The 25,904-nt window shown below is 70.8% G+C and carries 19 protein-coding genes and 5 tRNA genes; 10 read left to right on the top strand and 14 right to left on the bottom strand.

Going from position 1 to position 25,904, the window contains the following annotated elements:
• Window positions 1-13: 13 nt before the first annotated feature.
• Together IE206_RS25825 and trpD are read right to left on the bottom strand one after the other, a co-directional pair.
• On the bottom strand, window positions 14-1,288 hold the full coding sequence (locus IE206_RS25825; protein WP_189965991.1) for a hypothetical protein: 1,275 nt from the start codon (window positions 1,286-1,288) through the stop codon (window positions 14-16).
• A 289-nt stretch (window positions 1,289-1,577) separates the two neighbouring features.
• Window positions 1,578-2,639 carry an anthranilate phosphoribosyltransferase gene (gene trpD / locus IE206_RS25820; protein WP_189965989.1) on the bottom strand — a complete coding sequence of 354 codons (1,062 nt, stop codon included), beginning with the start codon at window positions 2,637-2,639 and terminating at the stop codon, window positions 1,578-1,580.
• 121 nt (window positions 2,640-2,760) lie between these two features.
• On the opposite strand from trpD, the gene IE206_RS25815 reads away from it, so the two are divergent.
• On the top strand, window positions 2,761-3,285 hold the full coding sequence (locus IE206_RS25815; protein WP_189965988.1) for an HAD domain-containing protein: 525 nt from the start codon (window positions 2,761-2,763) through the stop codon (window positions 3,283-3,285).
• Between the two features lie 273 nt (window positions 3,286-3,558).
• Here the strand turns inward: IE206_RS25815 and IE206_RS25810 are convergent.
• From IE206_RS25810 to IE206_RS25785, 6 genes are all read right to left on the bottom strand, one after another.
• A tRNA-Lys gene (locus IE206_RS25810) sits at window positions 3,559-3,631 on the bottom strand.
• A 141-nt stretch (window positions 3,632-3,772) separates the two neighbouring features.
• Complete coding sequence (locus IE206_RS25805) at window positions 3,773-5,293, bottom strand: amino acid permease (protein WP_189965986.1); 1,521 nt, start codon at window positions 5,291-5,293, stop codon at window positions 3,773-3,775.
• Between the two features lie 91 nt (window positions 5,294-5,384).
• Window positions 5,385-8,429 carry an FG-GAP-like repeat-containing protein gene (locus IE206_RS25800; RefSeq protein WP_189965984.1) on the bottom strand — a complete coding sequence of 1,015 codons (3,045 nt, stop codon included), beginning with the start codon at window positions 8,427-8,429 and terminating at the stop codon, window positions 5,385-5,387.
• Between the two features lie 259 nt (window positions 8,430-8,688).
• Window positions 8,689-10,905: a DEAD/DEAH box helicase gene (locus IE206_RS25795; protein ID WP_189965982.1), complete on the bottom strand. Its 2,217-nt coding sequence runs from the start codon at window positions 10,903-10,905 to the stop codon at window positions 8,689-8,691.
• 198 nt (window positions 10,906-11,103) lie between these two features.
• Complete coding sequence (locus tag IE206_RS25790) at window positions 11,104-11,661, bottom strand: hypothetical protein (protein ID WP_189965980.1); 558 nt, start codon at window positions 11,659-11,661, stop codon at window positions 11,104-11,106.
• 187 nt (window positions 11,662-11,848) lie between these two features.
• Window positions 11,849-12,199, bottom strand: coding sequence for a metallopeptidase family protein (locus IE206_RS25785; protein WP_053725918.1), 351 nt, complete (start codon window positions 12,197-12,199; stop codon window positions 11,849-11,851).
• A 68-nt stretch (window positions 12,200-12,267) separates the two neighbouring features.
• On the opposite strand from IE206_RS25785, the gene IE206_RS25780 reads away from it, so the two are divergent.
• The 4 genes from IE206_RS25780 to IE206_RS25765 all read left to right on the top strand — a co-directional run bounded on the left by IE206_RS25780 (window position 12,268) and on the right by IE206_RS25765 (window position 14,058).
• Complete coding sequence (locus IE206_RS25780) at window positions 12,268-13,677, top strand: metallophosphoesterase family protein (protein ID WP_373300980.1); 1,410 nt, start codon at window positions 12,268-12,270, stop codon at window positions 13,675-13,677.
• Between the two features lie 92 nt (window positions 13,678-13,769).
• Window positions 13,770-13,842: transfer RNA gene (locus IE206_RS25775), tRNA-Glu, on the top strand.
• A gap of 38 nt (window positions 13,843-13,880) precedes the next feature.
• Window positions 13,881-13,955: transfer RNA gene (locus IE206_RS25770), tRNA-Asp, on the top strand.
• A 26-nt stretch (window positions 13,956-13,981) separates the two neighbouring features.
• A tRNA-Phe gene (locus IE206_RS25765) sits at window positions 13,982-14,058 on the top strand.
• Between the two features lie 90 nt (window positions 14,059-14,148).
• Here IE206_RS25765 and IE206_RS25760 read toward each other — a convergent pair.
• From IE206_RS25760 to IE206_RS25750, 3 genes are all read right to left on the bottom strand, one after another.
• Complete coding sequence (locus tag IE206_RS25760; protein WP_189965976.1) at window positions 14,149-14,988, bottom strand: cytochrome c biogenesis CcdA family protein; 840 nt, start codon at window positions 14,986-14,988, stop codon at window positions 14,149-14,151.
• Window positions 14,985-15,752, bottom strand: a complete 768-nt coding sequence (locus IE206_RS25755; RefSeq protein ID WP_189965973.1) for a DsbA family protein — start codon at window positions 15,750-15,752, stop codon at window positions 14,985-14,987. The genes IE206_RS25760 and IE206_RS25755 overlap by 4 nt, the downstream gene beginning before the upstream one ends.
• A gap of 72 nt (window positions 15,753-15,824) precedes the next feature.
• Window positions 15,825-16,202 (bottom strand): hypothetical protein, encoded by a 378-nt coding sequence (locus IE206_RS25750; RefSeq protein ID WP_189965971.1) that lies wholly within the window; start codon window positions 16,200-16,202, stop codon window positions 15,825-15,827.
• Window positions 16,203-16,286: 84 nt separating this feature from the next.
• On the opposite strand from IE206_RS25750, the gene hrpA reads away from it, so the two are divergent.
• The 3 genes from hrpA to IE206_RS25735 all read left to right on the top strand — a co-directional run bounded on the left by hrpA (window position 16,287) and on the right by IE206_RS25735 (window position 20,917).
• Entirely contained in the window at window positions 16,287-20,207 is a 3,921-nt protein-coding gene (gene hrpA / locus IE206_RS25745; protein ID WP_189965969.1) for an ATP-dependent RNA helicase HrpA, read from the top strand.
• A 90-nt stretch (window positions 20,208-20,297) separates the two neighbouring features.
• Window positions 20,298-20,372 (top strand) — tRNA-Asp (locus IE206_RS25740).
• Between the two features lie 371 nt (window positions 20,373-20,743).
• Window positions 20,744-20,917 carry a DUF6274 family protein gene (locus tag IE206_RS25735; protein WP_189965967.1) on the top strand — a complete coding sequence of 58 codons (174 nt, stop codon included), beginning with the start codon at window positions 20,744-20,746 and terminating at the stop codon, window positions 20,915-20,917.
• Between the two features lie 388 nt (window positions 20,918-21,305).
• Here IE206_RS25735 and bldC read toward each other — a convergent pair whose 3' ends face one another.
• Window positions 21,306-21,512 carry a developmental transcriptional regulator BldC gene (gene bldC, locus IE206_RS25730; protein ID WP_003949541.1) on the bottom strand — a complete coding sequence of 69 codons (207 nt, stop codon included), beginning with the start codon at window positions 21,510-21,512 and terminating at the stop codon, window positions 21,306-21,308.
• A gap of 575 nt (window positions 21,513-22,087) precedes the next feature.
• Window positions 22,088-22,930: a DUF8083 family protein gene (locus IE206_RS25725; RefSeq protein ID WP_189965965.1), complete on the bottom strand. Its 843-nt coding sequence runs from the start codon at window positions 22,928-22,930 to the stop codon at window positions 22,088-22,090.
• A 165-nt stretch (window positions 22,931-23,095) separates the two neighbouring features.
• Here IE206_RS25725 and IE206_RS25720 point away from each other — a divergent pair, with 165 nt between their 5' ends.
• A complete protein-coding gene (locus IE206_RS25720) occupies window positions 23,096-24,184 on the top strand; it encodes a Leu/Phe/Val dehydrogenase (RefSeq protein WP_189965963.1) in 1,089 nt (362 codons plus the stop codon).
• Window positions 24,185-24,464: 280 nt separating this feature from the next.
• Window positions 24,465-24,728, top strand: a complete 264-nt coding sequence (locus tag IE206_RS25715) for a DUF3073 domain-containing protein (protein WP_189965961.1) — start codon at window positions 24,465-24,467, stop codon at window positions 24,726-24,728.
• A gap of 107 nt (window positions 24,729-24,835) precedes the next feature.
• Here the strand turns inward: IE206_RS25715 and purM are convergent, their stop codons facing one another.
• Window positions 24,836-25,903: a phosphoribosylformylglycinamidine cyclo-ligase gene (gene purM, locus IE206_RS25710; RefSeq protein WP_189965959.1), complete on the bottom strand. Its 1,068-nt coding sequence runs from the start codon at window positions 25,901-25,903 to the stop codon at window positions 24,836-24,838.
• Between the last annotated feature and the right edge of the window lies 1 nt (window position 25,904).

Genomic DNA, 25,904 nt, shown 5'->3' with positions numbered 1-25,904 from the left:
GTACACGCACTGATCACATGGCCGAGGTGCCGCGCCGGCGCCGCGCACCCAGCCAAGCGACCGCTCCGCCGAGCGCGACCAGGGCCGCGGCGGCACCCGCGTACAGGCCGGTGCGGGAGTCGGCCCCGGTGTGGGCCAGGCTGCCCGTGGCGGAGGTGGTGGTGAGGTCGGCGTTGCCGGCCGCCGCCACCGGCGCCGCGGAGCCGGCGGCGGACGCGGCGGGCTTCGTGGAGGGCGTGCCGGTGGGCTTCGTGGACGGCTTGGTGGTGGGGGCGGTGCCCTCGTCGATCGGGCCGAGGGAGAACTGCGCGGTGGCCCCGCCGAACGGGTAGGTGTTGCCCGAGGCCAGCGAGACGTCGGCCTCCGCGGTGATCGGGGTGACCTTCTTGATCTGGGTCTTGACTCCCAGGTTGATCCGCAGCGGCAGGGTGCGCACGCCGGAGTCCGAGCCGAAGCCCTTCGGGATGGCGGGCAGGACGACGCTGTCGTAGTCGACCTTCAGGTCCTGCCAGCGGCCGTCGATCAGCGCCTGCACGAAGAAGGCCGGGGTCTTCACCCGGGGGCCAGCGTACGAGAGCTGGAGCCGGGTGGTGAGCGCGCTGGCGAACGCGCCGTCGCCGGTGGCCTGGTAGTGCAGGTCCAGGTACTGGCGCGCCGTCGGACCGCCCATGTCGGCCGGCTTCTTCTCGAACCAGGTCTTCAGCCGGCCGGCCTTGATCTGCGGGTCGGCCTTGAAGGTGTGCGAGGCCTGGTGGTTCTGCGCGACCTCGCCGTTGAGGCTGGTCGCCGTGAGCTTGAAGTCGCCGTCGTTGGTGGGGTAGCCGGCGCCGAGGCCGATGGTGACCTTCCAGGTCAGCCTGCCGTTCGCCGGGACGTCGAAGCCGGCGCTCAGGTCCTTGCCCGACGGGTAGAACATGCCCTGCCAGCCGCCGTCCTGGTGCCCGACGAAGGACTTGGTCGCGGGCGCGTCCACGGCCTCGACCTTGAAGGTGACGTCGTCGTTCTGCAGCGGGCTGGCGCCGGCCGCGTCCCCGAGCATCCAGGGGTGGAAGGCCTGCGTCTTCGCCGTCGGGTTGCTCACCGTCAGCTCGAACGTCTCGGCCGCCCCGCCCCGGGTCAGCGGCCCGTTGGGCGCCGGGGTCCCCATGGTCATCACCAGCGGACGCCGGGCGTCGTCGGACGTGGCGGCCTGCGCCGACATCGGCAGCAGCACGGTGCCGGCGACGGCGGCGGCGACAACGGCGGTGGCGGCGGGACGGAAGAGGCGGTGGGCGATGCGAGCGGACATGGTGGACTCCCCCCAAGGAGACACAAGGGCGTTCTGCGCAGCGGCAGTCGGCGAAGAAGACAGAGAGATGCAGAGATGCAGCGAAAGACCGGCCGACTGCGGCAGGGCGCCGGAGCGACGGCACGATTCGGGTGATGCGAAGGGTGGTGCAAAGGGTGGTGCGAAGGTGTGTCGCCGCTTCGCCGGTCTTGCATTCCCCCCGGCTGCTGCGATGTGCTCATCTTCTGCCAGAGCCTGACCCGGAACAATCTCCACTCTGTCACCGGTAGGCAACAGAGGTTCGGCCTCGTCAGCGGGGGTCCGGGGCCAGGGAACGGGCGAGGTCCAGCCAGCGGGTGAGGGTGCGTGCGGCCGCCCCGGAATCGATCGAGTGCCGGGCCTCGCGCAGCCCGGCCTCGAAGGCATCGTCCAGGCTCCGCTCCTCCAGCCCCCGGTACGCGGCGAGCGCCCCCGCGGCGTTGGCGAGGACGGCATCGCGTACCGGCCCGGTCTCGCCGTCCATGACACGGCGGACGGCGAGCGCGTTGTAGGCGGCATCGCCACCGCGCAGCGCGTCGGGCACACAGCGGGAAAGACCGAACTCGGCGGTGTCCAGGCGCAGTTGACGCACGGACTTCCCCGCGGCGACCCACACCTGGGTGGGAGCGGCGGTGGTGATCTCGTCAAGACCGTCGTCACCGCGCACGACCAGCGCACTGGCCCCGCGGGCCGCGAGCACGTCCGCGAGGACGGGGGCCAGCGCCGTGTTGGAGCAGCCGACCACGGCGGTACGGGGCCGTGCCGGGTTGGTCAGCGGGGCGAGGTAGTTGATGACGGTGGGCACGCCGAGGCTCTTGCGGACCGGCCCCGCGTGGCGCAGCCCGTGGTGGAAGCGGGGCGCGAAGGTGAAGCCGATGCCGGCCTCGTGGACGCAGCGGGCGACGGCGTCCGGGGTGAGGTCGAGCGGCAGCCCGAGCGCTTCCAGTACGTCGGCGGCTCCGGCCTTGCTGGAGACGGACCGCCCACCGTGCTTGACGACGGGCACCCCGGCCCCGGCGACGACGACGGCGGCCATGGTGGACACGTTGACGGTGTGCGCCCCGTCGCCCCCGGTACCGACGATGTCGACGACGCCGGACCCGTCCACGGCCAGCGGAACAACCCGTTCCATCAGTGCGTCGAGCAGCCCGTGGATCTCCTCGGCACTCTCGCCCTTGGCACGCAGCGCCACCAGGAACCCGGCGAACCGGGCCGGCTCGGCGGCATCGTCCATGACCTGCCGCATGGCCCAGCGGGCATCGTCCGCGCGGAGGTCCTCGCCACGCAGCAGTACGGCCAGCAGGTGCCGCCAGGAGCGGTCGGTGTCGGTCACGGTTTCCCCTCGATGCGGGCACGGCGGGACCGCGCGCTGGTCCCACCCACGCTATCGACCGTCCCGGCCCCTGCCTCGCCCTGCTCGAACCGATCGCCGCCATCGCCGCTACCGTGCAGCCGTGACCGCACCTGTACAGCGCCCGCTGCTCTTCCTCGACGTCGACGGACCGCTCATCCCGTTCGGGCACCCGGGCGGGTATCCGACGTACGAGCAGGCACCCGAACCGCGGGGGGTCGTCTCCAACCCGCTCCTGGCCAGGCTGAATCCGGGGTACGGGCCCCGGCTGGCGGCGCTCTTCTGCGAGCTGGTGTGGGCCACGACGTGGATGGCCGATGCGAACGAGTGCATCGCCCCACGGCTCGGCCTGCCACAGCTGCCGGTGCTGAGCCTGCCGGACGCGTACGACGACGATGAGCAGGGCGGGCTGCACTGGAAGACCCGTGCCGTCGTCGACTACGCGGCCGGGCGGCCCTTCGCCTGGGTCGACGACGAGATCACCGCCGTCGACCGGGAGTGGGTGGCCGCGCACGCTCGCAGCCGGACCCTGCTCCACCGCGTTGACCCGCGCCTAGGGCTCACGGATGCCGACTTCACGGCGCTCGAGGAGTGGTTGCGGACCGCGGGGCAGGGGTTTTCGGCCTGACCCCGGCCGGGACAGGCAGCGCCGCCCGCCCGCTCTCTGCCATACGGGAATCCAACGACCGGCCACTCGCGCCGGGGACCGAACTTGCCGAGGAACTCGGCGCCGTGGCCCGATGCGGCTCGACCTGCGCAGGACACCCACAGCACGGTCCAGCTGGAGATCCTGCCGTAGCCGGACACCGGCAGCCCCACAACGGCCGAGCGCCCCGGCCGGAATCCCGGTCGGGGCGCTCGACTGCAGGTCAGAGGGGGCTAACCCCTCCCCCGCTGAAGGTAGGCCATGTCGGACTCGAACCGACAACCAACGGATTAAAAGTCCGCTGCTCTGCCAATTGAGCTAATGGCCCTTGGCGAGTCACCCCCGAGCATAGCCGGACGGCGCCCGGCAGCCGATCGGGTATCGGCTGCCGGGCCCGTCGCGGGTCGAACACCCTGCCCGCGAAACCCCTCCCGGCCGGGACACAGCGGGTCGAATCACCCAGTACCTCTCATTCCCGCAACTCCCCCGCGTCCACCGGCCGCAGGAACCACCGACGGGCCGAGACCAGCCACCACACCGTCGCGAAGCCCAGGACCGCCAGGACCGCCATCGGGGCGTAGTTGAAGGTTTCCCAGGTCACCGGGGAGACCTGGGGCAGCATGAACAGGACTGTGATGACCGCCACCCAGGCCACCGCCGCGATGCCGATCGGGCGCGACCAGCGGCCCAGGTGCCAGGGACCCCTCGCGAAGGCGTCGCCGTGGAACAGGCGCAGCAGGGTCGGGATCACGTACGCGATGTACAGGCCGATCACCGCGATCGAGGTCACGGCCGCGTACGCCGTCACGTTGATCAGGTACGGGAGGCCCAGCGCCAGCGCCGCTCCCGCCGCCAGCCACACCGCTGCCACCGGCGTGCGCGTACGCGGGCTCACCGTGTGCCACAGGCGCGAGAACGGCAGCGCGCCGTCCCGTGAAAAGGCGTAGATCATGCGGGAGTTGGCGGTCACCGAGGCCATTCCGCAGAAGAGCTGGGCGCCGATCACCACGAGCAGGAGGAGTTTGCCGCCGGTCGCTCCCAGCGAGTCCAGGAGGATCTGGGCCGGGGGCGCGCCCGTGTCCGAGTTCAGCTGGGTGTCGTACGAGCCGATCGCGTACGTGAAGCCGAGCAGGAGGACGAAGCCCGCTATCCAGGACGTCCAGATCGAACGGACGATGCCGCGCGGGCCCGCCGTCGAGGCGTCGTGGGTCTCCTCCGTCATGTGCGCGGAGGCGTCGTACCCGGTGAAGGTGTACTGCGCCATCAGCAGGCCGATCAGGACCACGTACACGCTGTTCGTGAAGCCCGTCTCGTTCACGAAGCGGGTGAAGACGAAGGATGTGGACTGGTGCTTGCCGGGGACGAACGCCAGTGCCGTCACGATCGCCACCACGCCAAGGACGTGCCACCACACGCTCACGCTGTTCAGGATGGCGACGATGCGCACGCCGAACGTGTTCAGGAGGCCGTGCAGCAGCAGGATCGCCGCGAAGAGCAGGATCGTGCGGGCCGGGGTCACCTCGAAGCCGAACTGGAGGTTCAGGTACGCCCCGAGGAACGACGCCGCGCCGAAGTCGACGCCGGCCGTCACCGCGATCTGGCCCAGCACGTTGAACCAGCCCGTGAACCACGCCCACGCGGCGGCCTGGCGGGGCGGGGCCAGACGGTGGGCCCAGAAGTAGAGGCCCGCCGAGGTCGGGTAGGCCGAGCAGATCTCGGCCATCGCCAGGCCCACGACCAGCGTCATCAGGCCCACCGCGACCCAGCTCCACGTGATGAGGGCCGGGCCGCCGGTCTTCATGCCGTACGCGTACATCGTCAGGCAGCCGGAGAGCACCGAGATGATCGTGAACGAGACGGCGTAGTTGGAGAAGGCCGACATGCGGCGGGCGAGGACCTGCTTGTAGCCCAGCTGCGCCAGGCGTTCCTCGTCCGACCCCGGCGCTCCCTCGGGCGCGCCCTCGCTGGTGGTGCCGACGTCACTTGTCATGCCCCCGGTGATGCCCGCACCGGGGGCCCGACATGCCATCAGTCGGTCGTGGATTGACCGGATCCGGACGGCCGGTGGCTCAACCTGTCTGTTAATACAGCGACTTGTACATGTTCCAGCCGCCGCCGAGCAGCTTCCGCTCGCCGAACGCGCCGTTGCCCGCGCCCGGGTACAGCCAGAGCGTGCCGCCCTGCTCGCGGGCCAGCAGATCGGGCCTGCCGTCGCCGTCGAGGTCGCCCGCGCCCACCAGGGCGTCGAAGCCGCCCCAGCCGGCGCCGAGCCGGATCCGGTCGGCGAAGCCGCCCCTGCCGTTGCCCGGGTACGTCCACAGGACACCGGAGGCATCCCGGGCAAGCAGGTCGCCCTTGCCGTCGCCGGTCAGGTCGCCCGCGCCGACGACCAGGAGCCCGCCCCAGCCCCAGCCCGCCTTGACCGGCTCCTTGAAGCCGAGGGCGCCGTTGTCGGAGTAGACGTAGAGGTCGCCACCGGACGTGCGGGCCACCAGGTCCGCGCGGCCGTCGCCGTCCACGTCACCGGGCGAGACCAGGGTGTCGTACGCGTTCCAGCCGCGCCCGAGGCTCTGGTACGCCGTCGACGGCGTCAGCGGGGCCCCGCAGGCGGGGGTGTACGCGCGCAGCTCGCCGCTCGCCATCCGCACCAGGACGTCGTTGCACCGGTCGCCGTTCACGTCCCGGTACGGGATCGCGGCGGTCAGCGCGTTCGCCCCGGTCCAGCCCTCGCCCTGCGCCTGCGCCTCGCCCGTGACGCCGGGTCCGGTGCGCAGGTCGAAGCGGCCGGACGGGGTGAGCGCGAGGAGGTCGGCGCGGCCGTCGGGGCCGCCCGCGCCGACGAAGTCCCGCGCGACGGGGGCGCCGCCGGTCAGGCCGACCGTCCCGGTCCGGGTGAGGGCCGCGCCCTGCCCGTCGGCCGGGGTCACGGTCAGCGTCCAGGCGTAGGCGCCGTTGGTGGCGTACTGCCCGCCGTCCGCCTTCCCGTCCCAGGTGGGCTTCACGAGCCCGCGCGCCTCGCCGCCGGTGAGGGTGCGGACGGTCGCGCCCGCGCCGTTCTTGAGCGTGAGCTGCCAGGAGGCCGCGGGCTTGTTGAGCCACCAACGGGGCGCCCAGGGGCCGGAGTTGGCGTTCGCGCGAGCGGGCGTGTCCGTGTCGAGCACGCTCAGGGCGGAGGTGGGGATGCCGGTCGGGACGACGTGGACGGCCTCCTCGGCATCGGTGTACGCGACCGGCCCGCCGAACCGGTCCACGGCCCAGCCCTTGCCCGGCTCGCCCGGCTTGGGCGTGCCCAGCGCGCGCGTGCCCGAGGCGCCCCGCACATCGGTGACGCTCAGCACGCCGCCCTGCTGCCACGCCACGTACCCGTCGCCGAGCCGGGCGCTCTGGTGCGCGGGCAGCGCGACGTTCCGCTTGGCGGCGGTGTCGTACACGCCGGAGGCCGAACTCCCGCACTCCCACAGGAGGTTGGTGCCGTTGGCCTGGAGGGAGGTGATGTCGCAGTCGCTCACCTTGGCGGTGGCGAGGGTCTTGCCGGTCCGCACGTCGAGGGCTTCGGCGGAGCCGGTCGCGGTCTCCGCCCAGAGGGTGGAGCCGTTCAGGGCGTAGGCGTCGTTGGAGCTGTGGCCGCTGTAGACCGTCTTGCCGGTGTCGAGGTCGAGCACCCGCAGGGCGAGGTTGCCGATCGTGGCCGTGTACCGCCCCGAGACCTCGAGCGGGCCCAGCGAGCCGAACCAGCTCCGGTCGGCCACGGTCCTGCCGGGCAGCGACGCGCCCTCGTCGAGCACCCGCAGGCCGTCGTCCGCCCGGTACACGAGGCGTCCGTCGCCCGTGGGCTTGATCGCGGGGCAGCTGTCGTCGGCGCAGTCCTTCGCGAAGGTCTTCGCATCCGTGCCGCGTTCGACGCGCTCGCCTGCCTTCGGCGTGCCGGAGACCGTGAGGTCGGTTCCGCGCAGCCGGACGGGGCGTCCGTCGTCGGCCGGCACGTGGTCGAGGGTGCTCAGCCGGCCCTGCGCGAGGGACATTCCCCGGGTGGCGGTCCGCACCAGCGGCGCGGGCGCGACCTCGGTCACCGCGAACGTGCCGTCGGCGCCCGGCGCCCCGACCGCCACGACGGCCTGCCTGCCGTCCGCGACCCGGGCGATCAGCATCGTCCCGTCCGTCTTGAACTGCGGCATCGCCGTGGACCTGGCGAAGATCTCCCGCTCCGGACCGCCGCCGAACGGCACTGCTACGAGGCGGTAGTTGAGCGAGGAGTACGTGGTGCCGCCGTCCGCCGCGATCCGGCGGGCCAGCACGACGTTGTCACCGACCGTGCCGAGCACCCGCGCCCCGTCGGTGCGCGGGACCTTGAAGTCGAAGGCCGGCTTGAGGCCGGGGTCGCCCTTCTGGGCCGTCTTGGTGATGTCCGCCTTGTTCCAGACGGTCATCCGGCCGTCGTCGTGCCACTGGGCGATGTGCGAGCCGCTGAGGACGGTGCCGTAGGGGACGTCGTCGAGGCGGGTGCTGCCTCCGTAGCCGTTGGCGGGCGCCCACTCCACCCAGCCGAAGTCGCCGTACTTGGCGGTGAAGAGGAGGCCGTCCTGGTCGGAGTCGAGCGGCAGGACGTCCTCGGACTGGGCTCCGCCGACGTACTCGTCCCGGATCCCGTCGCGAAAGGACAGCCGGTGCACGGAATGGCCGGACATGCCGATCTGCTCGGTCATGACGGTCTCGCCGACGACGGCGAGGAAGTTCTGGTCCGGCGGGACGGTCAGGCTCCGCGTCGCGCCGTTCTTCATGTTCCGCTGGACCACGGTGCGCCCGTCGTCACCGGTGAACGCGAGCCAGTCGGAGCCGGTGCCGTACGCCACCGTCATGCCGTTCGGCATCGCGAGCGGCCTGGTGACGCCGTCGGCGTACGTAGTCCAGTTGAAGCCGTCCTGCTTCCAGCCGGACAGGTATCCGGTCTCGCCCGCGCCGTTCAGGACCGCCGCGTTGTGGTCCGGCCGCTGCTCGGCGGGGATCGTCACCTCGGTCGGAGTGTCGGCGGCGAAGGCCGCTCCGGCGGTCAGCGGCGTGACGGCCGCGGTCAGGCCGATCGTGGCGGCCGCCGCGACCGCGACACGGAACAAGGTCTGACGTCTCACGTCGGTACTCCCCAGAACCCTTCGAGGCAGGGGAGAACGCTGCGTGCGTCCGGCACCGTCGGTACGCGGAGAAAAGCCCCCCGGCTTCCCAAACCCCCCAGAACACCACGACCCTAACAGGGGACTCACAGGAACCGGCAACCGGATTCGAACCCGTTCAACCACCCTTGCTCCGCCGGAGGCAGGCCATACGCAAACAGGGCCCGCACCACACCGGAAAGGTGTCGTACGGGCCCTGATGGGCCGTCAGGCAGAGGCGTCAGCCGTTGCGCTTCCAGCGGGGCTTGTCGTCGCGGCGGCCGCCGAAGGAACCGGTGTTGGTGCCGGTACCGCGGTGGTCGTCACGGCGGCCCTGCGGGCGGTCGTGGCCGCCGGAGCGGAAGCCGCCACCGGAGGGACGGTCGTCCCGACGGTCGCGGTTGAACGGACGGTCGCTGCCGCCGCGGTTGAAGCCGCCACGGTCGCCACCGCGGTCATCGCGGTTGAAGCCACCCGACGGGCGGTCATCGCGACGGAAACCACCCGAGGGACGGTCGTCACGGCGGAAGCCGCCACGGTCACCACCGCGGTCATCGCGGTTGAAGCCACCCGACGGGCGGTCATCGCGACGGAAACCACCCGAGGGACGGTCGTCACGGCGGAAGCCGCCACGGTCACCACCGCGGTCGTCACGGTTGAAGCCACCCGACGGGCGGTCATCGCGACGGAAACCACCCGAGGGACGGTCGTCGCGACGGAAGCCGCCGGAGGGACGGTCGTCACGGCGCTGGAAACCACCCGAGGGGCGGTCGTCACGGCGGAAGCCGCCACGGTCGCCGCCGCGGTCGCCGCCACGGTTGTCACGGCGGTCGAAGTTGCCCCGGTCGTCACGGCGCTGGAAGCCACCGCGGTCCTCGCGGGACTCCTGCTGGACCGGCACGGCAGCGGCGGCGGCAGCAGCCGCGACCTCGGCCTCGGCTTCGGCCGCGACCTCGGCGACCGCGGCCTCCGGGTCCTCGCCGCGCTCGCGGGCGGCACGGGCGACCAGGCGGTCGGCCTCCTCGCGGAGCTCACCGGCCCGGCGCGTCAGCCGCTCCAACTGCTTGGTGAGGTCGGCGACCTCGCGCTCGGCCTGCTTGGCCGCGTTGTTCGCGGAGTCGGCCTGGACCTCGGTCAGCGAACGGGCGCCGGTGATCTCGGCGACCTCCGGGTCGAACGCGCCGGCGCTCTGGATGATGTGGCGCGAGGCGTCGACGCCCGCGTCCTCCATCAGCCGGAAGATCTGGCGGCGCTGGTGCGGCAGCGACAGGGAGACGACGACACCGGACTTGCCGGCGCGGGCGGTACGGCCCGAGCGGTGCAGGTAGTCCTTGTGGTCACCGGCCGGGTCCACGTTGAGGACCAGGTCGATGCCGTCGACGTGGATGCCACGCGCGGCGACGTCGGTCGCGACGAGCGCGTTGACGTAGCCCTTCTTGAAGTCCTCCAGGACGCGGGTGCGGGCGCCCTGGGTCATGCCGCCGTGCAGCGCGTCGGCCTTCACGCCCGACTCGCAGAGCTGCTCGGCGATGCGGTCCGCGCCCAGCTGGGTGCGGACGAAGATGATCGTGCGGCCCTTGCGGGCGGCGATGGCGGCCGTGACCGGCGCCTTGTCCTTCGGCTTCACGACCAGGACGTGGTGGGTCATCGTCGAGACGTTGCCCTGCGCGCTGTCGACCTCGTGCGTGACGGGGTTCGTCAGGTAGCGCTTGACCAGGGTGGAGATCTCGTTCTCCATGGTGGCGGAGAAGAGCATGCGCTGGCCGCCGCCGGGGATCTGGTCGAGCAGCTCGGTGACCTCGGGCAGGAAGCCCAGGTCGGACATCTGGTCGGCCTCGTCGAGGACGGCGACCTGGACGTTGGCGAGCGAGCAGGCGCCGCGGTTGATGAGGTCGCGCAGACGGCCCGGGGTGGCGACGAGGACGTCGACGCCGCGCTCCAGGGCGTAGATCTGGTTGCTCATCGACGTACCGCCGCAGACGACCTTCATCTTCAGGCCGAGCACGTCGCCGTACGGCTGGAGGGCGTCCGCGACCTGCATCGCGAGCTCACGCGTCGGCGTGAGGATGATCGCGCGGGGCTTCTTCTTCTCGGTGTGCCCGCCGGCCAGCGCGGCCAGGGTGGGCAGACCGAAGGAGAGGGTCTTGCCGGAGCCGGTACGGCCACGGCCGAGGATGTCCTTGCCGGCCAGGGCGTCCGGGATGGTCGCGGCCTGGATCGGGAAGGGGGTGGTCACCCCGTTCTGGGCGAGCTTGCGCACGACGCCCTCGGGCAGACCGAGGTCCGCGAAGGTGACGGTGGGCTCGGTGTTCTCGTCCGCCTCGGACTCGACGATCTCCACGACCTCGATGACGTCGGTGGCCGCTACGGCCTCGACGACGTCGTTCTCACGGGTCGCGATGGAGTCGTTGTTCTCGTTCTCGGGCAGGACGGAGTGATCAGTGCTGGAAATGGACATGCGAAATGCGAAACCTTCCGGAGTCTCGGCACGCGCCCGTCAACTCCGTGAATTCGCAATTCGACCGCCTCAATGCGGTCAGCCACGGCTAGGGAGAGTACGCGCCACACGGCGCTCTTCTGTGTCGGCGCCGGGCAATGGGATCAAACGATCTACTACCATACGCACCCTCACCCCCCTAAGGCAAACCGAGTCCCCCTAAACCGGTCCCACCTGCGGTGATGCGGTCGGCTCCTGCTGGAACGGAGCCTGAATGCCGCGCAGCGCGGTGGTGTGCGTGTCGGCTCCCGGAGTCGTCGACGGCGAGGCCGGCGGGGTCGGCGGCACCGGGGTCGGCGACGGCGAGGCGGGCGGCTCCGGCGGCACCGGACGGCTCGGCGACGGGGAGGGCCGCGGGGGGCCGCCCTGCGGAGGCTTGGCCGGGCCCGGACCGCCGCCCGGCTTCGGGACGCCCGGCGAGGGCGTGGCCGCCGCCCCCGGCGCCCCGGACGACCCGGACGACGACCCGCTCGGGCTCGGCGCCCCGGAAGGACCGCCCGGCGCCTTCGGGTCGTGCTTGCCGGTACGCCCCCTGGCCGCGCCCTGCCCGCCCTTGCCCTCCTCGGTCCCGGCCGCGTCCCCGTGCCGCCCGGCGGACACCGACGGCTTCGGCCCGCCCCGGTTGTCGCTCACGCTCATGCAGCCGGCCGACGCCGTGAGCACCAGGACGGTCACCGCCAGCTCGGCCAGGCGGACAGGGGTGGTCAACTGGCGCACAGGGGCACCTCCGGAACACAGGAGCGATGGGGACGTAGATTCCAACTCCCGGCCCCCCGCCGGGGACACGCCCGGGCCGCACCCGGCTTGCGCCCGACATCCGTCCGAGCGCGCCCCGAGGGGGCCGGGCGGCCGCACCGCCGCGCACGGACTCGCCCTCACCCGAGCACAAGCAGCTCTTCGCGTCTCACCCGTAGCCGAGGGCGTGCAGCCGCTCGTCGTCGATGCCGAAGTGATGGGCGATCTCGTGAACCACCGTCACTTCCGTCTCGGCGACGACCTCCTCGCGCGTCGCGCACATCCGCAGCGTGGGGCCCCGGTAGATGGTGATCCGGTCCGGGAGCACTCCGGCGTACCACTCGCCGCGGTCGGTGAGCGGGGTTCCCTCGTAGAGGCCGAGCAGCTCGGGGTCGTCGGCGGCCGGCTCGTCCTCGACGAACACCGCGACGTTGTCCATCAGCCGCGTCAGCTCCGGCGGGATCCGGTCCAGCGCCTCGCCGACCAGTTCCTCGAACTCCTCGCGCGTCATCTCCAGCACCCGGCCATTGTCGGTCACGCATCGGCATACCGACCTGCCCGCGGGGGCATATGGCCCCAATGCGAGCCATGTCCGCGAGCCGTCAGGCCCTGGCACGGGCGGCGGGCCTGTGCTGCGTCGTACTGATCGGCGCCTGGCTCGGGCTCCTCGTCGTCGGCAACGTACGCACCCCGGTGGGTCCCATGGACACCACCATGACCCTGCGGCCCTCCCTGACCGGCGGCACCAAGATCAACGTGTCGCCGCTCGGCGCCCTCGAACTGCGCTCCCACCTGGCGCCGCTCCGCCTGGACGTCGACGTCGACCGGCTCGACCCCGACCGCGCCCAGGCCCTGGTCAGCCACCCCGAGCGGATCTCCGGCCTCCAGCAGGAGATCACCCGCGACGTCGGCCACGGCACCCGGGACGTGGCGCTGCGCTCCTGCGTCGCGGTCGTCTCCGGCGCGACGGCGCTCGGCCTGGCCGTGTACCGCCGCCCCCGCCGCGCCCTGGCCGCCGGCGGCCTCTCCCTCGCCCTGCTCGCCGCGTGCGGCCTGTCCGCGTACGCGACCTGGAACCCGGAGTCGGTGATGGAGCCGAAGTACTCGGGGCTGCTCACCTCGGCCCCGCAGGTCGTCGGCAACGCACGCTCGATCGTGACCGAATTCGGCGTCTACCAGCAGGAGTTGGCGAAGCTCGTCACCAACGTCACCAAGCTGTACGACGCCGCCTCCACCCTCCCCGCCTACCAGCCGGACCCGGCCACCCTGCGCGTCCTGCACGTCTCCGACATCCACCTCAACCCGGCCGCGTGGCACATCATCGCCTCGCTCGTCACCCAGTACCGGATCGACGTGATCATCGACTCCGGCGACACCATGGACCACGGCAGCACCGCCGAGAACCGCTTCCTGGACGCGATCCCCGACCTCGGCGCCCCGTACGTCTGGGTGCGCGGCAACCACGACTCGGCGGAGACCCAGCGCTACGTCGCCGGGCTGAAGAACGCGCACGTCCTGGACGACGGGCGGACCGTCACGATCGCGGGCGTACGCATCGCGGGGATGGGCGACCCCGAGTTCACCCCGGACCGCTCGACGGCGGACACCGATCCCGACGGTGCCGAACGCACGGCAGGGAGCCGGCTCGCCGCCGCCCTCCGCGCCCAGGCCCGCGCGGGCACCCCGGCCGACATCGCCGTCACCCACGAGCCGGCCGCCGCGCGCGAGACCGACGGCACGGTCCCGCTGGCCCTCGCCGGCCACCTCCACCGCCGCGAGACGGAGGTCATGAAGCTGGGCACCCGCCTGAAGGTGGAGGGCTCCACGGGCGGCGGAGGCCTGCGCGCGCTGCAGAACAAGGAACCGGAGCAGGTCCGCGCCTCGGTCCTCTACCTGGACAGCGGCACCCACCACCTCCAGGCCTGGGACGAGGTGACCCTGGGCGGCCTGGGCCTGACCACGGCCGAGGTGAGCCGCCATCTGCCCACGCCCCGGTGACCTCCCGGGAAACCGTTTTGGCGATACCTCCCCGCATCCCATATGCTTCTCACGTCCCCGACGCGCTGCGAAGCGCCCAGGCGGGCCAATTAGCCCTCATCGTCTAGTGGCCCAGGACGCCGCCCTTTCAAGGCGGTAGCACGGGTTCGAATCCCGTTGGGGGCACGCACAATCCTGTGCGAGACTTGTTCTCGCGCAAGCTTGGTCCTGTGGAGCAGTTTGGAGTGCTCGCCACCCTGTCAAGGTGGAGGCCGCGGGTTCAAATCCCGTCAGGACCGCTGTAGTTCACTTCGGTGGACTACGTGGCTGGGTAGCTCAGTTGGTACGAGCGATCGCCTGAAAAGCGATAGGTCGCCGGTTCGACCCCGGCCCCAGCCACCACCCGAAGGCCCCGTTCATCGAACGGGGCCTTCGTCGTGTCCAGGACGTGCCCGGCCGGGGCCCGCCCCTCAGCGGGCCCCTCCCCTCGACTCAGGTTTCCTCCGGCTCCCGGGAGCGCGCCCGCCAGCCCCGTACGCCCAGGACGACCGCCACCAGCGCGGCCACCACGGTCAACAGGGCCCAGTCCGGCACCGCGTCCGCGATCCCCTTCGTCCACTCCTCCACCGCGTACGAGTCGTCCACATCCAGCAGCCCCGGCAACGCCGTCGCCCCGTCGTACGCCAGGAACAGCGCGCCCAGGGCGATGAAGAACAAGCCCGACAGCAAGGACGTCGTGTGGAGTTCGAAGCGACCCACCTTCAGCACCCTGCCGCGCAGCCATTTGCGGCCGCCCAGTTCGAAGCGCTCCCAGAGCAGGGCCAGGAGGAAGAGCGGGACGGCCATGCCCAGGGCGTACACCGCGAGGAGCAGACCGCCGTAGACCGGGCTGCCGCTCACCGCCGCCACCGTCAGGACACTCCCCAGGATGGGGCCCGCGCAGAACCCGGCGAGGCCGTAGACCGCGCCCAGGGCGTACACGGACAGCGCGGTCGTGGGGCGGATCTTCCCGGACAGCTCCGTCATGCGGCGGCTCGCGAAGCCCATGCCGACGATCTGCGCGACGCCGAGCGCGATGATCAGCCAGCCGCCGAAGAGCACCAGCTGATCCCGGTGGCCGTAGAAGATCCGGCCCGCGTACGAGCCCGCCGCGCCCAGCGGGACGAGGGTGGTGGCCAGGCCCGCGTAGAAGATGCCGGTGCGGGCGAGCAGCTTGGTGCGGCTGGAGATCGAGTACGCGAAGAACGCGGGCAGGAGCAGCGCGCTGCACGGGCTGAGCAGCGCGAGCAGACCGCCCAGGAACGCGGCGAGGTAACCGATGTTCGGGGTCACTTCTTCGCCTTCGCCGCCGCCTCGACGGCCTGCGCGAACGCGTCCATCGGCTGGGCGCCCGCGATGGGGGTGCCGTTGATGAGGAAGGAGGGGGTGGAGCTGGCGCCGAGGCCGTACGCCTCGTCCTGGTCCTTCTTCACGGCCGCCTTGGCCGCGGCACTGTCCAGGTCCGTCGCGAAGCGGGCCGCGTCCGGCACGCCGGCCTCCTTGGCGAGCTCCTTCAGGCGGTCCGCGCCGAACCCCTTCTCCTTGGAGCCCTCCGCGTACGCCGCCGCGTGGAACTGCCAGAACTTCCCCTGCTGCCCGGCCGCCCAGGCCCCGCGCGCGGCGGCCTCCGACTCGGCACCGAAGATCGGGAAGTTGCGCCACTCGATGCGCAGGGTGCCGTTGTCGACGTAGTTCTTCACGAGTTCGGGCTCCGTGTCGCGGGCGAACTTGCCGCAGTACGAGCACTTGAAGTCGGCGTACTCGATCATGACGACGGGCGCGTCCGCGCGGCCCTGGGCGAGCGGGTCCTTGGCGTCGCGGCGGGCCAGCTTCTCCAGCTCGGGGTGGGCGCCGGCGGCCGGGTCGGCGGTGGACGCGGAGTCGTTGACGGTGGGCTTCGCGTCCGGGGAGGTCGCCTGGTAGGAGGCGATCCCGAGGACGGCTGCGGCGGCCACCGCGGCGATGCCGATCAGGATCGGCTTGCGGGACGTGGCGGCGGGCTTCGCGGCGCTCTTGCTCGGCTTGCTGTTCTTGCTGGACTTCGTGTTCTTGGGCATGCGGAACTCCGGTGCGTACGAAAAATGCGTACGGATAAGGGGACGGCGGTCGCGAGAAGGCGGGACCGGCGTCTAGACCCTGAGCACCGAGAGTTCGACGGGGGTGGGCGCGCTGAGCGTGGGGCCGCGCACCGGCGGGTTGCGGTGGGCCGCGTACAGGCCGCACAGCGCGGCGGGGGCGACGCGGTCCTCCAGGACCGGGGCCTGGTCGTGGGCGGAGCGGGCCCGGACCGGAGCCGCCGGATCGGAATCCTGGTGCTGACCACCCTGCTTGCAGCCGGGCGCGGCCGAGCCGTCCGTGAAGGCGGGCGCCGATGCCTTCTTCGCCACGGCGCCCGCGGGCGCGGCCGAAGCCGCCGGGGTCGGCCCGCACAGCGCCACCGCGAGCACCCCGAGCACCATGAGCAGCACCGCGGTGAGGCGGCGGCGCGGGGCACGGGAGCGGGGCATGCCCGAAATGGTACGGGGTGGGTCCGGGAGCGCGCCTAAATGCGTTCGCCACTCGTCCTCGGCGGGTGAGATCCTGAATCAGGTATGTCTACTTCCTTCGCCGATCTCCAGACGCTGCTCGACGGGGCCTCGCTGCGCGACGCCCACCGGCTCGGCCGCCGTCTCGAAGGCGCCCGCCGCATCCGTAAGCCCGAGGCCCGGCAGGCCGTGCTCGACGAGATCGCCGCCGAGGCCCAGAAGTCCGCCGACCGCATCGCCCGGCGGTCCGCCCGCATGCCCGAGGTCAGTTACCCCGAGCAGCTCCCGGTCAGCCAGAAGAAGGACGAGATCCTTCAGGCGATACGCGACCACCAGGTCGTGATCGTCGCGGGTGAGACCGGCTCGGGCAAGACCACCCAGATCCCCAAGATCTGCATGGAGCTGGGCCGGGGCCTGCGCGGCATGATCGGGCACACCCAGCCCCGCCGGATCGCGGCCCGCACGGTCGCTGACCGCATCGCGGAGGAACTGAACGTTCCGCTGGGCGAGGCCGTCGGCTGGAAGGTCCGGTTCACCGACCAGGTCGACCAGGACGCCACGTTCGTGAAGCTGATGACGGACGGCATCCTGCTCGCCGAGATCCAGACGGACCGCGAGCTGCGCGGCTACGACACGATCATCATCGACGAGGCCCACGAGCGGTCCCTCAACATCGACTTCCTGCTCGGCTATCTGGCCCAGCTGCTGCCGAAGCGCCCCGACCTGAAGGTCGTCATCACCTCGGCGACCATCGACCCCGAGCGCTTCTCGCGGCACTTCGGGGACGCCCCGATCGTCGAGGTCAGCGGCCGTACGTATCCGGTCGAGGTGCGTTACCGCCCGCTGCTCGAAGAGGACTCCGAGGATTCCGACCGCGACCAGATCACCGCGATCTGCGACGCCGTGGACGAGCTCCAGTCCGAGGGCCCCGGCGACATCCTGGTCTTCCTGTCCGGCGAACGCGAGATCCGCGACACGGCGGACGCGCTGATCAAGAAGAACCTCCGGTTCACCGAGGTGCTCCCCCTCTACGCGCGCCTCTCGCACGCCGAGCAGCACCGCGTCTTCCAGCAGCACAGCGGCCGCCGGATCGTGCTCGCGACCAACGTCGCCGAGACCTCGCTGACCGTCCCCGGCATCAAGTACGTCATCGACCCGGGCACCGCCCGCATCTCGCGCTACAGCCACCGCACCAAGGTGCAGCGCCTGCCGATCGAGCCGGTCAGCCAGGCCAGCGCCAACCAGCGCAAGGGCCGCTGCGGCCGTACGAGCGACGGCATCTGCATCCGCTTGTACAGCGAGGACGACTTCGTCACGCGGCCCGAGTTCACCGACGCGGAGATCCTCCGTACGAACCTCGCCTCCGTCATCCTCCAGATGACCGCGGCCGGCCTCGGCGACATCGAGAAGTTCCCGTTCATCGACCCGCCGGACCACCGCAACATCCGCGACGGCGTCCAACTCCTCCAGGAATTGGGGGCGTTGGACCCCACGGAGAAGGATCCGAAGAAGCGCCTCACCCAGCAGGGCCGCAAGCTGAGCCAGCTTCCCGTGGACCCGCGCCTGGCCCGCATGGTCCTGGAGGCCGACCGCAACGGCTGCGTACGCGAGGTCATGGTCATCGCGGCCGCGCTCTCCATCCAGGATCCGCGCGAGCGCCCGAGCGAGAAGCAGGCCCAGGCCGACCAGCAGCACGCCCGCTTCAAGGACGAGACGTCCGACTTCCTCGCCTACCTCAACCTGTGGCGGTACGTACGCGAGCAGCAGAAGGAGCGCGGCTCCAGCTCCTTCCGCCGGATGTGCAAGCAGGAGTACCTGAACTTCCTGCGCATCCGCGAGTGGCAGGACATCTACTCGCAGCTGCGTACGGTCGCCAAGACCATGGGCATCCACCTCAACGAGGAGGACGCGCCGGAGCAGTCCGTCCACACCTCCCTCCTGGCCGGCCTGCTCTCGCACATCGGGCTCAAGGACACCGACAAGAACGAGTACCTCGGCGCCCGCAGCGCCAAGTTCGCGATCTTCCCGGGCTCGGCGCTGTTCAAGAAGCAGCCCAAGCTCGTGATGTCGGCGGAGCTGGTGGAGACGTCCCGGCTGTGGGCCCGGGTCAACGCCAAGGTCGAGCCCGAGTGGATCGAGCCGCTCGCCCAGCACCTGGTCAAGCGCACCTACAGCGAGCCGCACTGGGAGAAGGACCAGGCCGCGGTCATGGCGTACGAGCGCGTGACGCTGTACGGCGTGCCGATCGTGGCCAACCGCAAGGTCAACTACGGCCGCATCGATCCCGAGGCCTCGCGCGAGCTGTTCATCCGCAACGCGCTGGTCGAGGGCGACTGGCGCACGCACCACAAGTTCTTCTCGGACAACCGCAAACTCCTCACCGAGGTCGAGGAGTTGGAGCACCGCGCCCGCCGCCGCGACATCCTCGTGGACGACGAGACGCTGTACGACTTCTACGACCAGCGGGTGCCCGAACACGTCGTGTCCGGCGCGCACTTCGACTCCTGGTGGAAGCACAAGCGGCGCGACGAGCCCGAACTCCTCGATTTCGAGCGCGAGATGCTCATCAACGAGAAGGCCGGGGCCGTCACCAAGGACGACTATCCGGACTCCTGGCGCCAGGGCCCGCTGAAGTTCCGGGTGACCTACCAGTTCGAGCCGGGCGCGGACGCGGACGGCGTGACCGTGCACGTGCCGCTCCAGGTCCTGAACCAGGTCACCGACGAGGGCTTCGACTGGCAGATCCCGGGCCTGCGCGAAGAGGTCGTCACGGAGCTGATCCGCTCCCTGCCCAAGCCGATCCGCCGCCATTACGTACCGGCGCCGAACTACGCCTCGAAGTTCCTGGAGCGCGCGGTGCCGCTGCAGGAGCCGCTGCCGGTGACGCTGGCCCGCGAGCTCCAGCGGATGGTGGGTGTTCCGGTCACGGCCGACGACTTCGACCTGTCCCGGGTGCCGGACCACCTCAAGATCACGTTCCGGATCGTCGACGAGCGGCGCCGCAACCTCGCCGAGGACAAGGACCTGGAGGCGCTCAAGCTCAAGCTGCGCCCGAAGGCCCGTCAGGCCCTCTCCAAGGCCGCCGCGGCCACCGCGGGCCCCTCGGGCGAGTCCATCGAGCGCTCGGGCCTCACGGACTGGACGATCGGCACCCTGACGAAGGTCTTCGAGACGCGCAGAGCCGGCCAGCCGGTGAAGGCGTTCCCGGCGCTCGTGGACGCGGGCGATTCCGTCTCCGTACGGCTCTTCGACACCGAGGCCGAGCAGCAGCAGGCGATGTGGCGCGGCACCCGGAAGCTGATCCTGCTGAACATTCCGGTGAACCCGGCCAAGTTCGCCTCGGACAAGCTGACCAACCAGCAGAAGCTCGCCCTGTCCCGCAATCCGCACGGCTCGATCCAGGCGCTCTTCGACGACTGCGCCATGGCGGCCGCGGACAAACTGATCGCGGACCACGGCGGCCCGGCGTGGGACGAGGAATCGTTCCGCAAGCTGTACGACAAGGTGCGGGCGGACCTGGTGGACGCGACGGTGCGCACGGTCGGCCAGGTGCAGCAGATCCTGGCCGCCTGGCAGGCCTGTGAGCGCCGCCTGAAGGCCACGAACAGCCTGACCCTGGTCAACAACGTCACGGACGTACGGAACCAGCTGGCGGCCCTCGTGCCGCCCGGCTTCGTCACGAAGACCGGCCTCAAGCGGCTGCCCGACCTGATGCGCTACCTGGTCGCGGTGGACCGTCGGCTCCAGCAGATGCCGACGGCCGTCCAGCGCGACACCACGCGCATGGAGAAGGTCCACGAGATGCAGGACGAATACGCGTGGCTGCTCGAACAGCTGCCGCAGGGGCGGCCCGTTCCGCAGCAGGTCCTGGACATCCGCTGGATGATCGAGGAGCTCCGGGTGAGCTACTTCGCGCACGCGCTCGGCACGGCGTTCCCGGTCTCCGACAAGCGCATCGTGAAGGCCATCGACGCGGCGGCGCCGTAGCGCGGGTATCGCTGTGAGTGAGTTCGACCTGACCCGCTGACCTGCTGTACAGTCTGTTTCGCAGCCAAGCGCCAACGGGCTGCGAAACAAGGTCCTGTGGAGCAGTTTGGAGTGCTCGCCACCCTGTCAAGGTGGAGGCCGCGGGTTCAAATCCCGTCAGGACCGCAGCAAATCGGAGCCCGCATCCCTCACCGGATGCGGGCTCCGGCGTTTGTCGGGTGCGGCCCCCCGGGAGGCCGCGCCCCGCGGCGGAGCCGCGAACGGACACAGCAAATCCCCTCAGGACCGCCGCCACTTCCGAGCTCGCACCCTTCACCGGATGCGGGCTCCGGCGTTTTCCGGGCCCGAGCCCCGCGCCGGGGCTCCCCGCTCGTCCCCAGCGCCCCGGGCCCGGATGCCCCCCCCATGCGAGCTCAGGCGTTCCTTGTGGCCCGGATCCCCCAGGATCCGGGCCTTCTCGCCGTCTTGACGGGGGCACCTGCCGCCGGTACCCCTGCAAGGGAGGGGAACGGGGGCGCTCCCCGAGGAGGTGGCGCATGGCGGCGTCGTCGAGGCACGAGACGCGTGCGCTGCTGCGTGCCCATCTGTCGGCCGCTCTGGGCTACCGCCACCTCACCCGTCACTGCGCGGTCTGCCACCGGCTCCTGAGGCTCGCCATGGAGGTCGCCGAGCCCGCGCGACCCGAGGACGAAAGTCCCCCCAACCGGTGACCTATGGCGGGCCGGTGGCCGCCGCCGGGGTGGGAGGCTCTGACTGCGGGACTCTTGACGGTGTGACGGGAGTCACGGAATGAGTTTCCGGAACGACTGAACTTACGCACCCCATACAACGCCCCGATTTAATATGTACAATTGCACCACCCCGGATGGTGGTGCCACGGAGCCGGCGGAAGGCCCCCCTCCGGAGCGGCCGCACGAGGCCCCGGGGAGCTGCCGGAAGTGCCGGACAAGGCCGGACATAAAAAAATCGCGCTGGACCCGGCGGAGTCCAGCGCGATCAATGACGCAGCCCGTTGGGGCGGGCTGGGCGTCATGCGGAGCTATAGGCGGACCGGGTCGGGGTGGGGGCCCCGGATGGTCCGGATTATTGGGGTGTTGTTCAGGCCTCGCTGCGCTGCTGCGGAATACCCGCCAGCAGTGCGCGGACCTCTGCCTCGCGGTACCGGCGATGCCCACCCAACGTGCGGATGGACGTGAGCTTGCCGGCCTTGGCCCAGCGGGTCACCGTCTTCGGGTCCACGCGGAACATCGTGGCAACCTCAGCCGGGGTCAGCAGCGGCTCGGCATCAGGGGTGCGAGCGGTCATGAGCGGCCTCCTCGGGAGAACCGAACCTTCTCGGTTCTTTCCTCTAAATTCTGCACCTTGACCCGCGTTGCCCGAAATGGCGGACGCGAGCCGAGTCGGTTATAGGACGAACGGCTTGTCCTCGGCACTACAACTACACCATCCGTCCAGCCACGTCGGCCAAACCGATGGAATTGCCCTCCCAGGTGTTCATCAGCGACGGAAGCCGATGGACCATGCCATAGCGGACAGTCACGCCACAGTGACGATCAGTCACAGAGCGATCAGGAGTCGTCAGACCCCCCATAGCAAGCAATACCGAGCAATCCGCCCTTAGTTGGGCGGAAGGGATCCTCCCCGGACCCCTTGTCCTATTTTGGCACGAGGGTGGGGTCTGGGCGCAAGGGTGAGATAAGTGCGGTCCGTCACGCTTAGGGCAAAGGCCCGGATCAGGACCTACGTCCTGCGGCAACCCCCCGAAGACCCTCCGAAGGCCGCTCCAAGACCCCCCGAAGGCCGCACGAAGATCCCACGGATGGCCTCATGAAGACCCTCCTACGGCCCCCCGACGGCTCCTCAGAACCGGCCGGGCGACCTCAGTTGGCCATCCGGCGTTCCTTGACGGCCCGCCAGCGCTCCGTGAAGCGGCCGTACGCCTCCTCCGCGCCGGTGTCGTCGCCGGCCCGCAGCGCGGCGATCCCCTCGGCCACGTCGGCCGCCGAACGGTCCGCCTCCAGGCTGTCCCGCGAGAGCGCGTGCACGAGGCCGCCGTAGTCCAGCTCGACCAGCGAGCGCGGATGGAATTCCTCCAGCCAGCGCCCGACGTCCACCAGGCCCTCGGTCAGCGGCCCCTCGTCGATGTGGTCCCGCAGCGTCCGCAGCGCCCTCGCGAGACGACGGCGGGCCTGGACCATCGGGGTGCGGTAGCGCAGCACGGGTGCGGTCGCACCCTCACCCGGTGCATACTCCCGCTCTTCGTCCGAAAAGACTGTGAACCAGCTCACAGGGATGTGCCAGACACTCGTCAGGATCCACGGCCGGGCGTCCGGATTCCGCTCCCGCCAGTGCTCGTAGTCCGCCTCGGCCTGCCTGCGCACCACCGGAGGCAGCAGCGCGTCCAGGACCGGCTCGGGGAACTGGCCCGCGAGCCCTTCCAGGGCCTGCCAGCCGCGCAGCCGGGTCCGCCAGGGGCACACGCACACCACCCCGTCGACCTCGGCCACGAACGCGTCCCCGCTCTCGTGCACCGGCACCGGGACGGGCGGGGTGGGCACCAAGTCGGCCAGCGCGCGCCGGAGTTCGTCCTGGGCACCTGGGGTGCGCCCGCGCTCGGCGTAGCGCTGCCAGTGGCCACGCTCGGGTTCGGGGAAGGCGGCAAGGGGCTCGTACACCCGCAGGTAGGACGCATACGGAACGAGCACCGAGGACACCACCGCCATGTCCCGCATCGTCCCACGGGCACGCCCCCCTGTGCTCCTGACGGGGGTGATCCTGAGCACTGCGCCTGATCTACGGGCGCGTAGGACTTAACCTGCTCCCCAACCGGGCCCGCCCCACCCACAGGCGGGCCGTCAACCGCCGCTTCGTACTTGGGAGTCACCACCGTGACCGATGTGACCGGAGCCGATGACGTACTGCACACCCTCTTCCGCTCCGACCAGGGCGGACACGAGCAGGTCGTGCTGTGCCAGGACCGAGCCACCGGGCTCAGAGCCGTCATCGCCATCCACTCCACCGCCCTGGGCCCGGCCCTGGGCGGTACGCGCTTCTACCCGTACGCGACCGAGGCGGAGGCCGTCGCCGACGCCCTCAACCTGTCGCGCGGAATGTCGTACAAGAACGCCATGGCCGGCCTTGACCACGGCGGCGGCAAGGCCGTGATCATCGGTGATCCCGAGACGATCAAGACCGAAGAACTCCTGCTCGCCTACGGCCGGTTCGTGGCCTCGCTCGGCGGGCGCTACGTCACGGCCTGCGACGTCGGCACCTACGTCGCCGACATGGACGTCGTGGCGCGCACCTGCCAGTGGACGACCGGCCGCTCCCCCGAGAACGGCGGCGCGGGCGACTCGTCCGTGCTGACCGCGTTCGGCGTGTTCCAGGGCATGCGGGCCTCGGCCCAGCACCTGTGGGGCGACCCGACGCTGCGCGGCCGCAAGGTCGGCGTCGCGGGCGTCGGCAAGGTCGGCCGCCACCTCGTCGGGCACCTGCTCTCGGACGGCGCCGAGGTCGTGATCACGGACGTGCGCGAGGAGTCGGTACGCACCATCACCGACCTGCACCCCCAGGTCACCGTCGCCGCCGACACCGAGGCGCTGATCCGCACCGAGGGGCTCGACATCTACGCCCCGTGCGCGCTGGGCGGCGCCCTGAACGACGAGAGCGTGCCCGTGCTCACCGCGAAGGTGGTGTGCGGCGCGGCCAACAACCAGCTCGCGCACCCGGGTGTGGAGAAGGACCTCGCGGACCGCGCGATCCTGTACGCACCCGACTACGTCGTGAACGCGGGTGGCGTGATCCAGGTGGCCGACGAGCTCCACGGCTTCGACTTCGACCGCTGCAAGGCGAAGGCCTCGAAGATCTTCGACACCACGCTGGCCATATTCGCTCGTGCGAAGGAAGACGGCATTCCGCCGGCCGCCGCGGCCGACCGGATCGCCGAACAGCGCATGGCGGAGGCACGTCAACACTGAGCCTCCCGGGCGCCCGCCGACCGGGCTGAGAGACATGACTCACGCCGGTCGGCGGGTCGGGCGCCAAGAAGAGGTTAAAATCGCGGTTGACCAGCGAGGACAGGGCTCTTTGTTGGTTCTGCCAAGTGGCGCGTCATGCGGGCGGCGTACCGTATGGCCGCGGAAGCAGGTACCGTTGAAGCCCTACGGACGCGGTCTCTCCACGGAGAGTCCGTTCCGGATCATGAACGCGTGTCAAGACTCTGGGGCCGTCGAGCCCCGTCACCGAGGGGGTCGAGCCATGGGGCGCGGCCGGGCAAAGGCCAAGCAGACGAAGGTCGCCCGCCAGCTGAAGTACAGCAGCGGCGGGACTGACCTGTCGCGTCTGGCCAACGAGCTGGGCGCATCTACTCCGAGCCCGACAGTGAGCCAACCGCCGAACGCGGAGCCACTGGAGGACGACGAGGACGACGACCCGTACGCCCGCTATGCGGATCTGTACGGGAATGACGACGAGGACGAGGACGAAGAGTCCGGCCCGTCGTCGCAGCGCCGCGGCGCTTGACTACGCTGATCCCGCTTTCGCAGCAACGCGTCTGTTCGCTGCTCTGAGCACACCGACCCGGTCCGGGGCCTTCGCCCCAGACCGGGTTTCGTGCTGCCTGTAGCGGCCTACTTCGAGTAGTCACCGGTCAGCTCGGCGCCGTCGCGGTGATCGCCGCGCTCAAGGATCTCGCCGGCGACCCAGGCATCCACGCCCCGGTCCGCGAGGGTCTGGAGCGCGACGTCGACCGAGGCCTCGGGGACGATCGCCATCATGCCGACGCCCATGTTGAGCGTCTTCTCCAGTTCGAGCCGCTCGACGTTGCCCGCCGTGCCGACGAGGTCGAAGACCGCGCCCGGCGTCCAGGTCGAGCGGTCGACCGTGGCGTGCAGGTGGTCGGGGATGACCCGGGCCAGGTTGTTGGCAAGACCGCCGCCGGTGATGTGGCTGAAACCGTGCACCTCGGCAGTGCGGGTCAGGGCCAGGCAGTCGAGGGAGTAGATCTTGGTGGGTTCCAGGAGCTCCTCGCCGAGCGTGCGGCCGAACTCCTCGACGTGCTGGTCCAAGGTCATCCTGGCCCGGTCGAACACCACGTGCCGGACGAGTGAGTACCCGTTCGAGTGAAGACCGGACGAAGCCATGGCGATGACCGCGTCCCCTTCACGAATGCGGTCGGCGCCCAGGAGCTGGTCGTACTCGACGACACCGGTGCCGGCGCCCGCGACGTCGAAGTCGTCGGGGCCGAGGAGGCCCGGGTGCTCGGCGGTCTCGCCGCCGACCAGCGCGCAGCCCGCCAGGACACAGCCTTCGGCGATGCCCTTCACGATGGCCGCGACGCGCTCGGGGTGGACCTTGCCGACACAGATGTAGTCGGTCATGAACAGCGGCTCGGCGCCACACACGACCAGGTCGTCGACGACCATGCCGACGAGGTCGTGGCCGATGGTGTCGTACACGCCCATCTTGCGGGCGAGGTCGACCTTCGTGCCGACGCCGTCGGTGGCGGAGGCGAGCAGCGGGCGCTCGTAGCGCTTGAGGGCCGAGGCGTCGAAGAGGCCGGCGAATCCGCCGAGGCCGCCCAGGACCTCGGGACGCTTCGTCTTCTTCACCCACTCCTTCATCAACTCGACGGCGCGGTCGCCCGCCTCGATGTCGACGCCCGCGGCTGCGTAGCTGGCACCAGTGGTCTCAGACATG

Source organism: Streptomyces violascens, from assembly GCF_014649955.1.
Lineage (GTDB): Bacteria > Actinomycetota > Actinomycetes > Streptomycetales > Streptomycetaceae > Streptomyces > Streptomyces violascens.
This window is presented reverse-complemented; position numbering and strand designations above follow the sequence as displayed.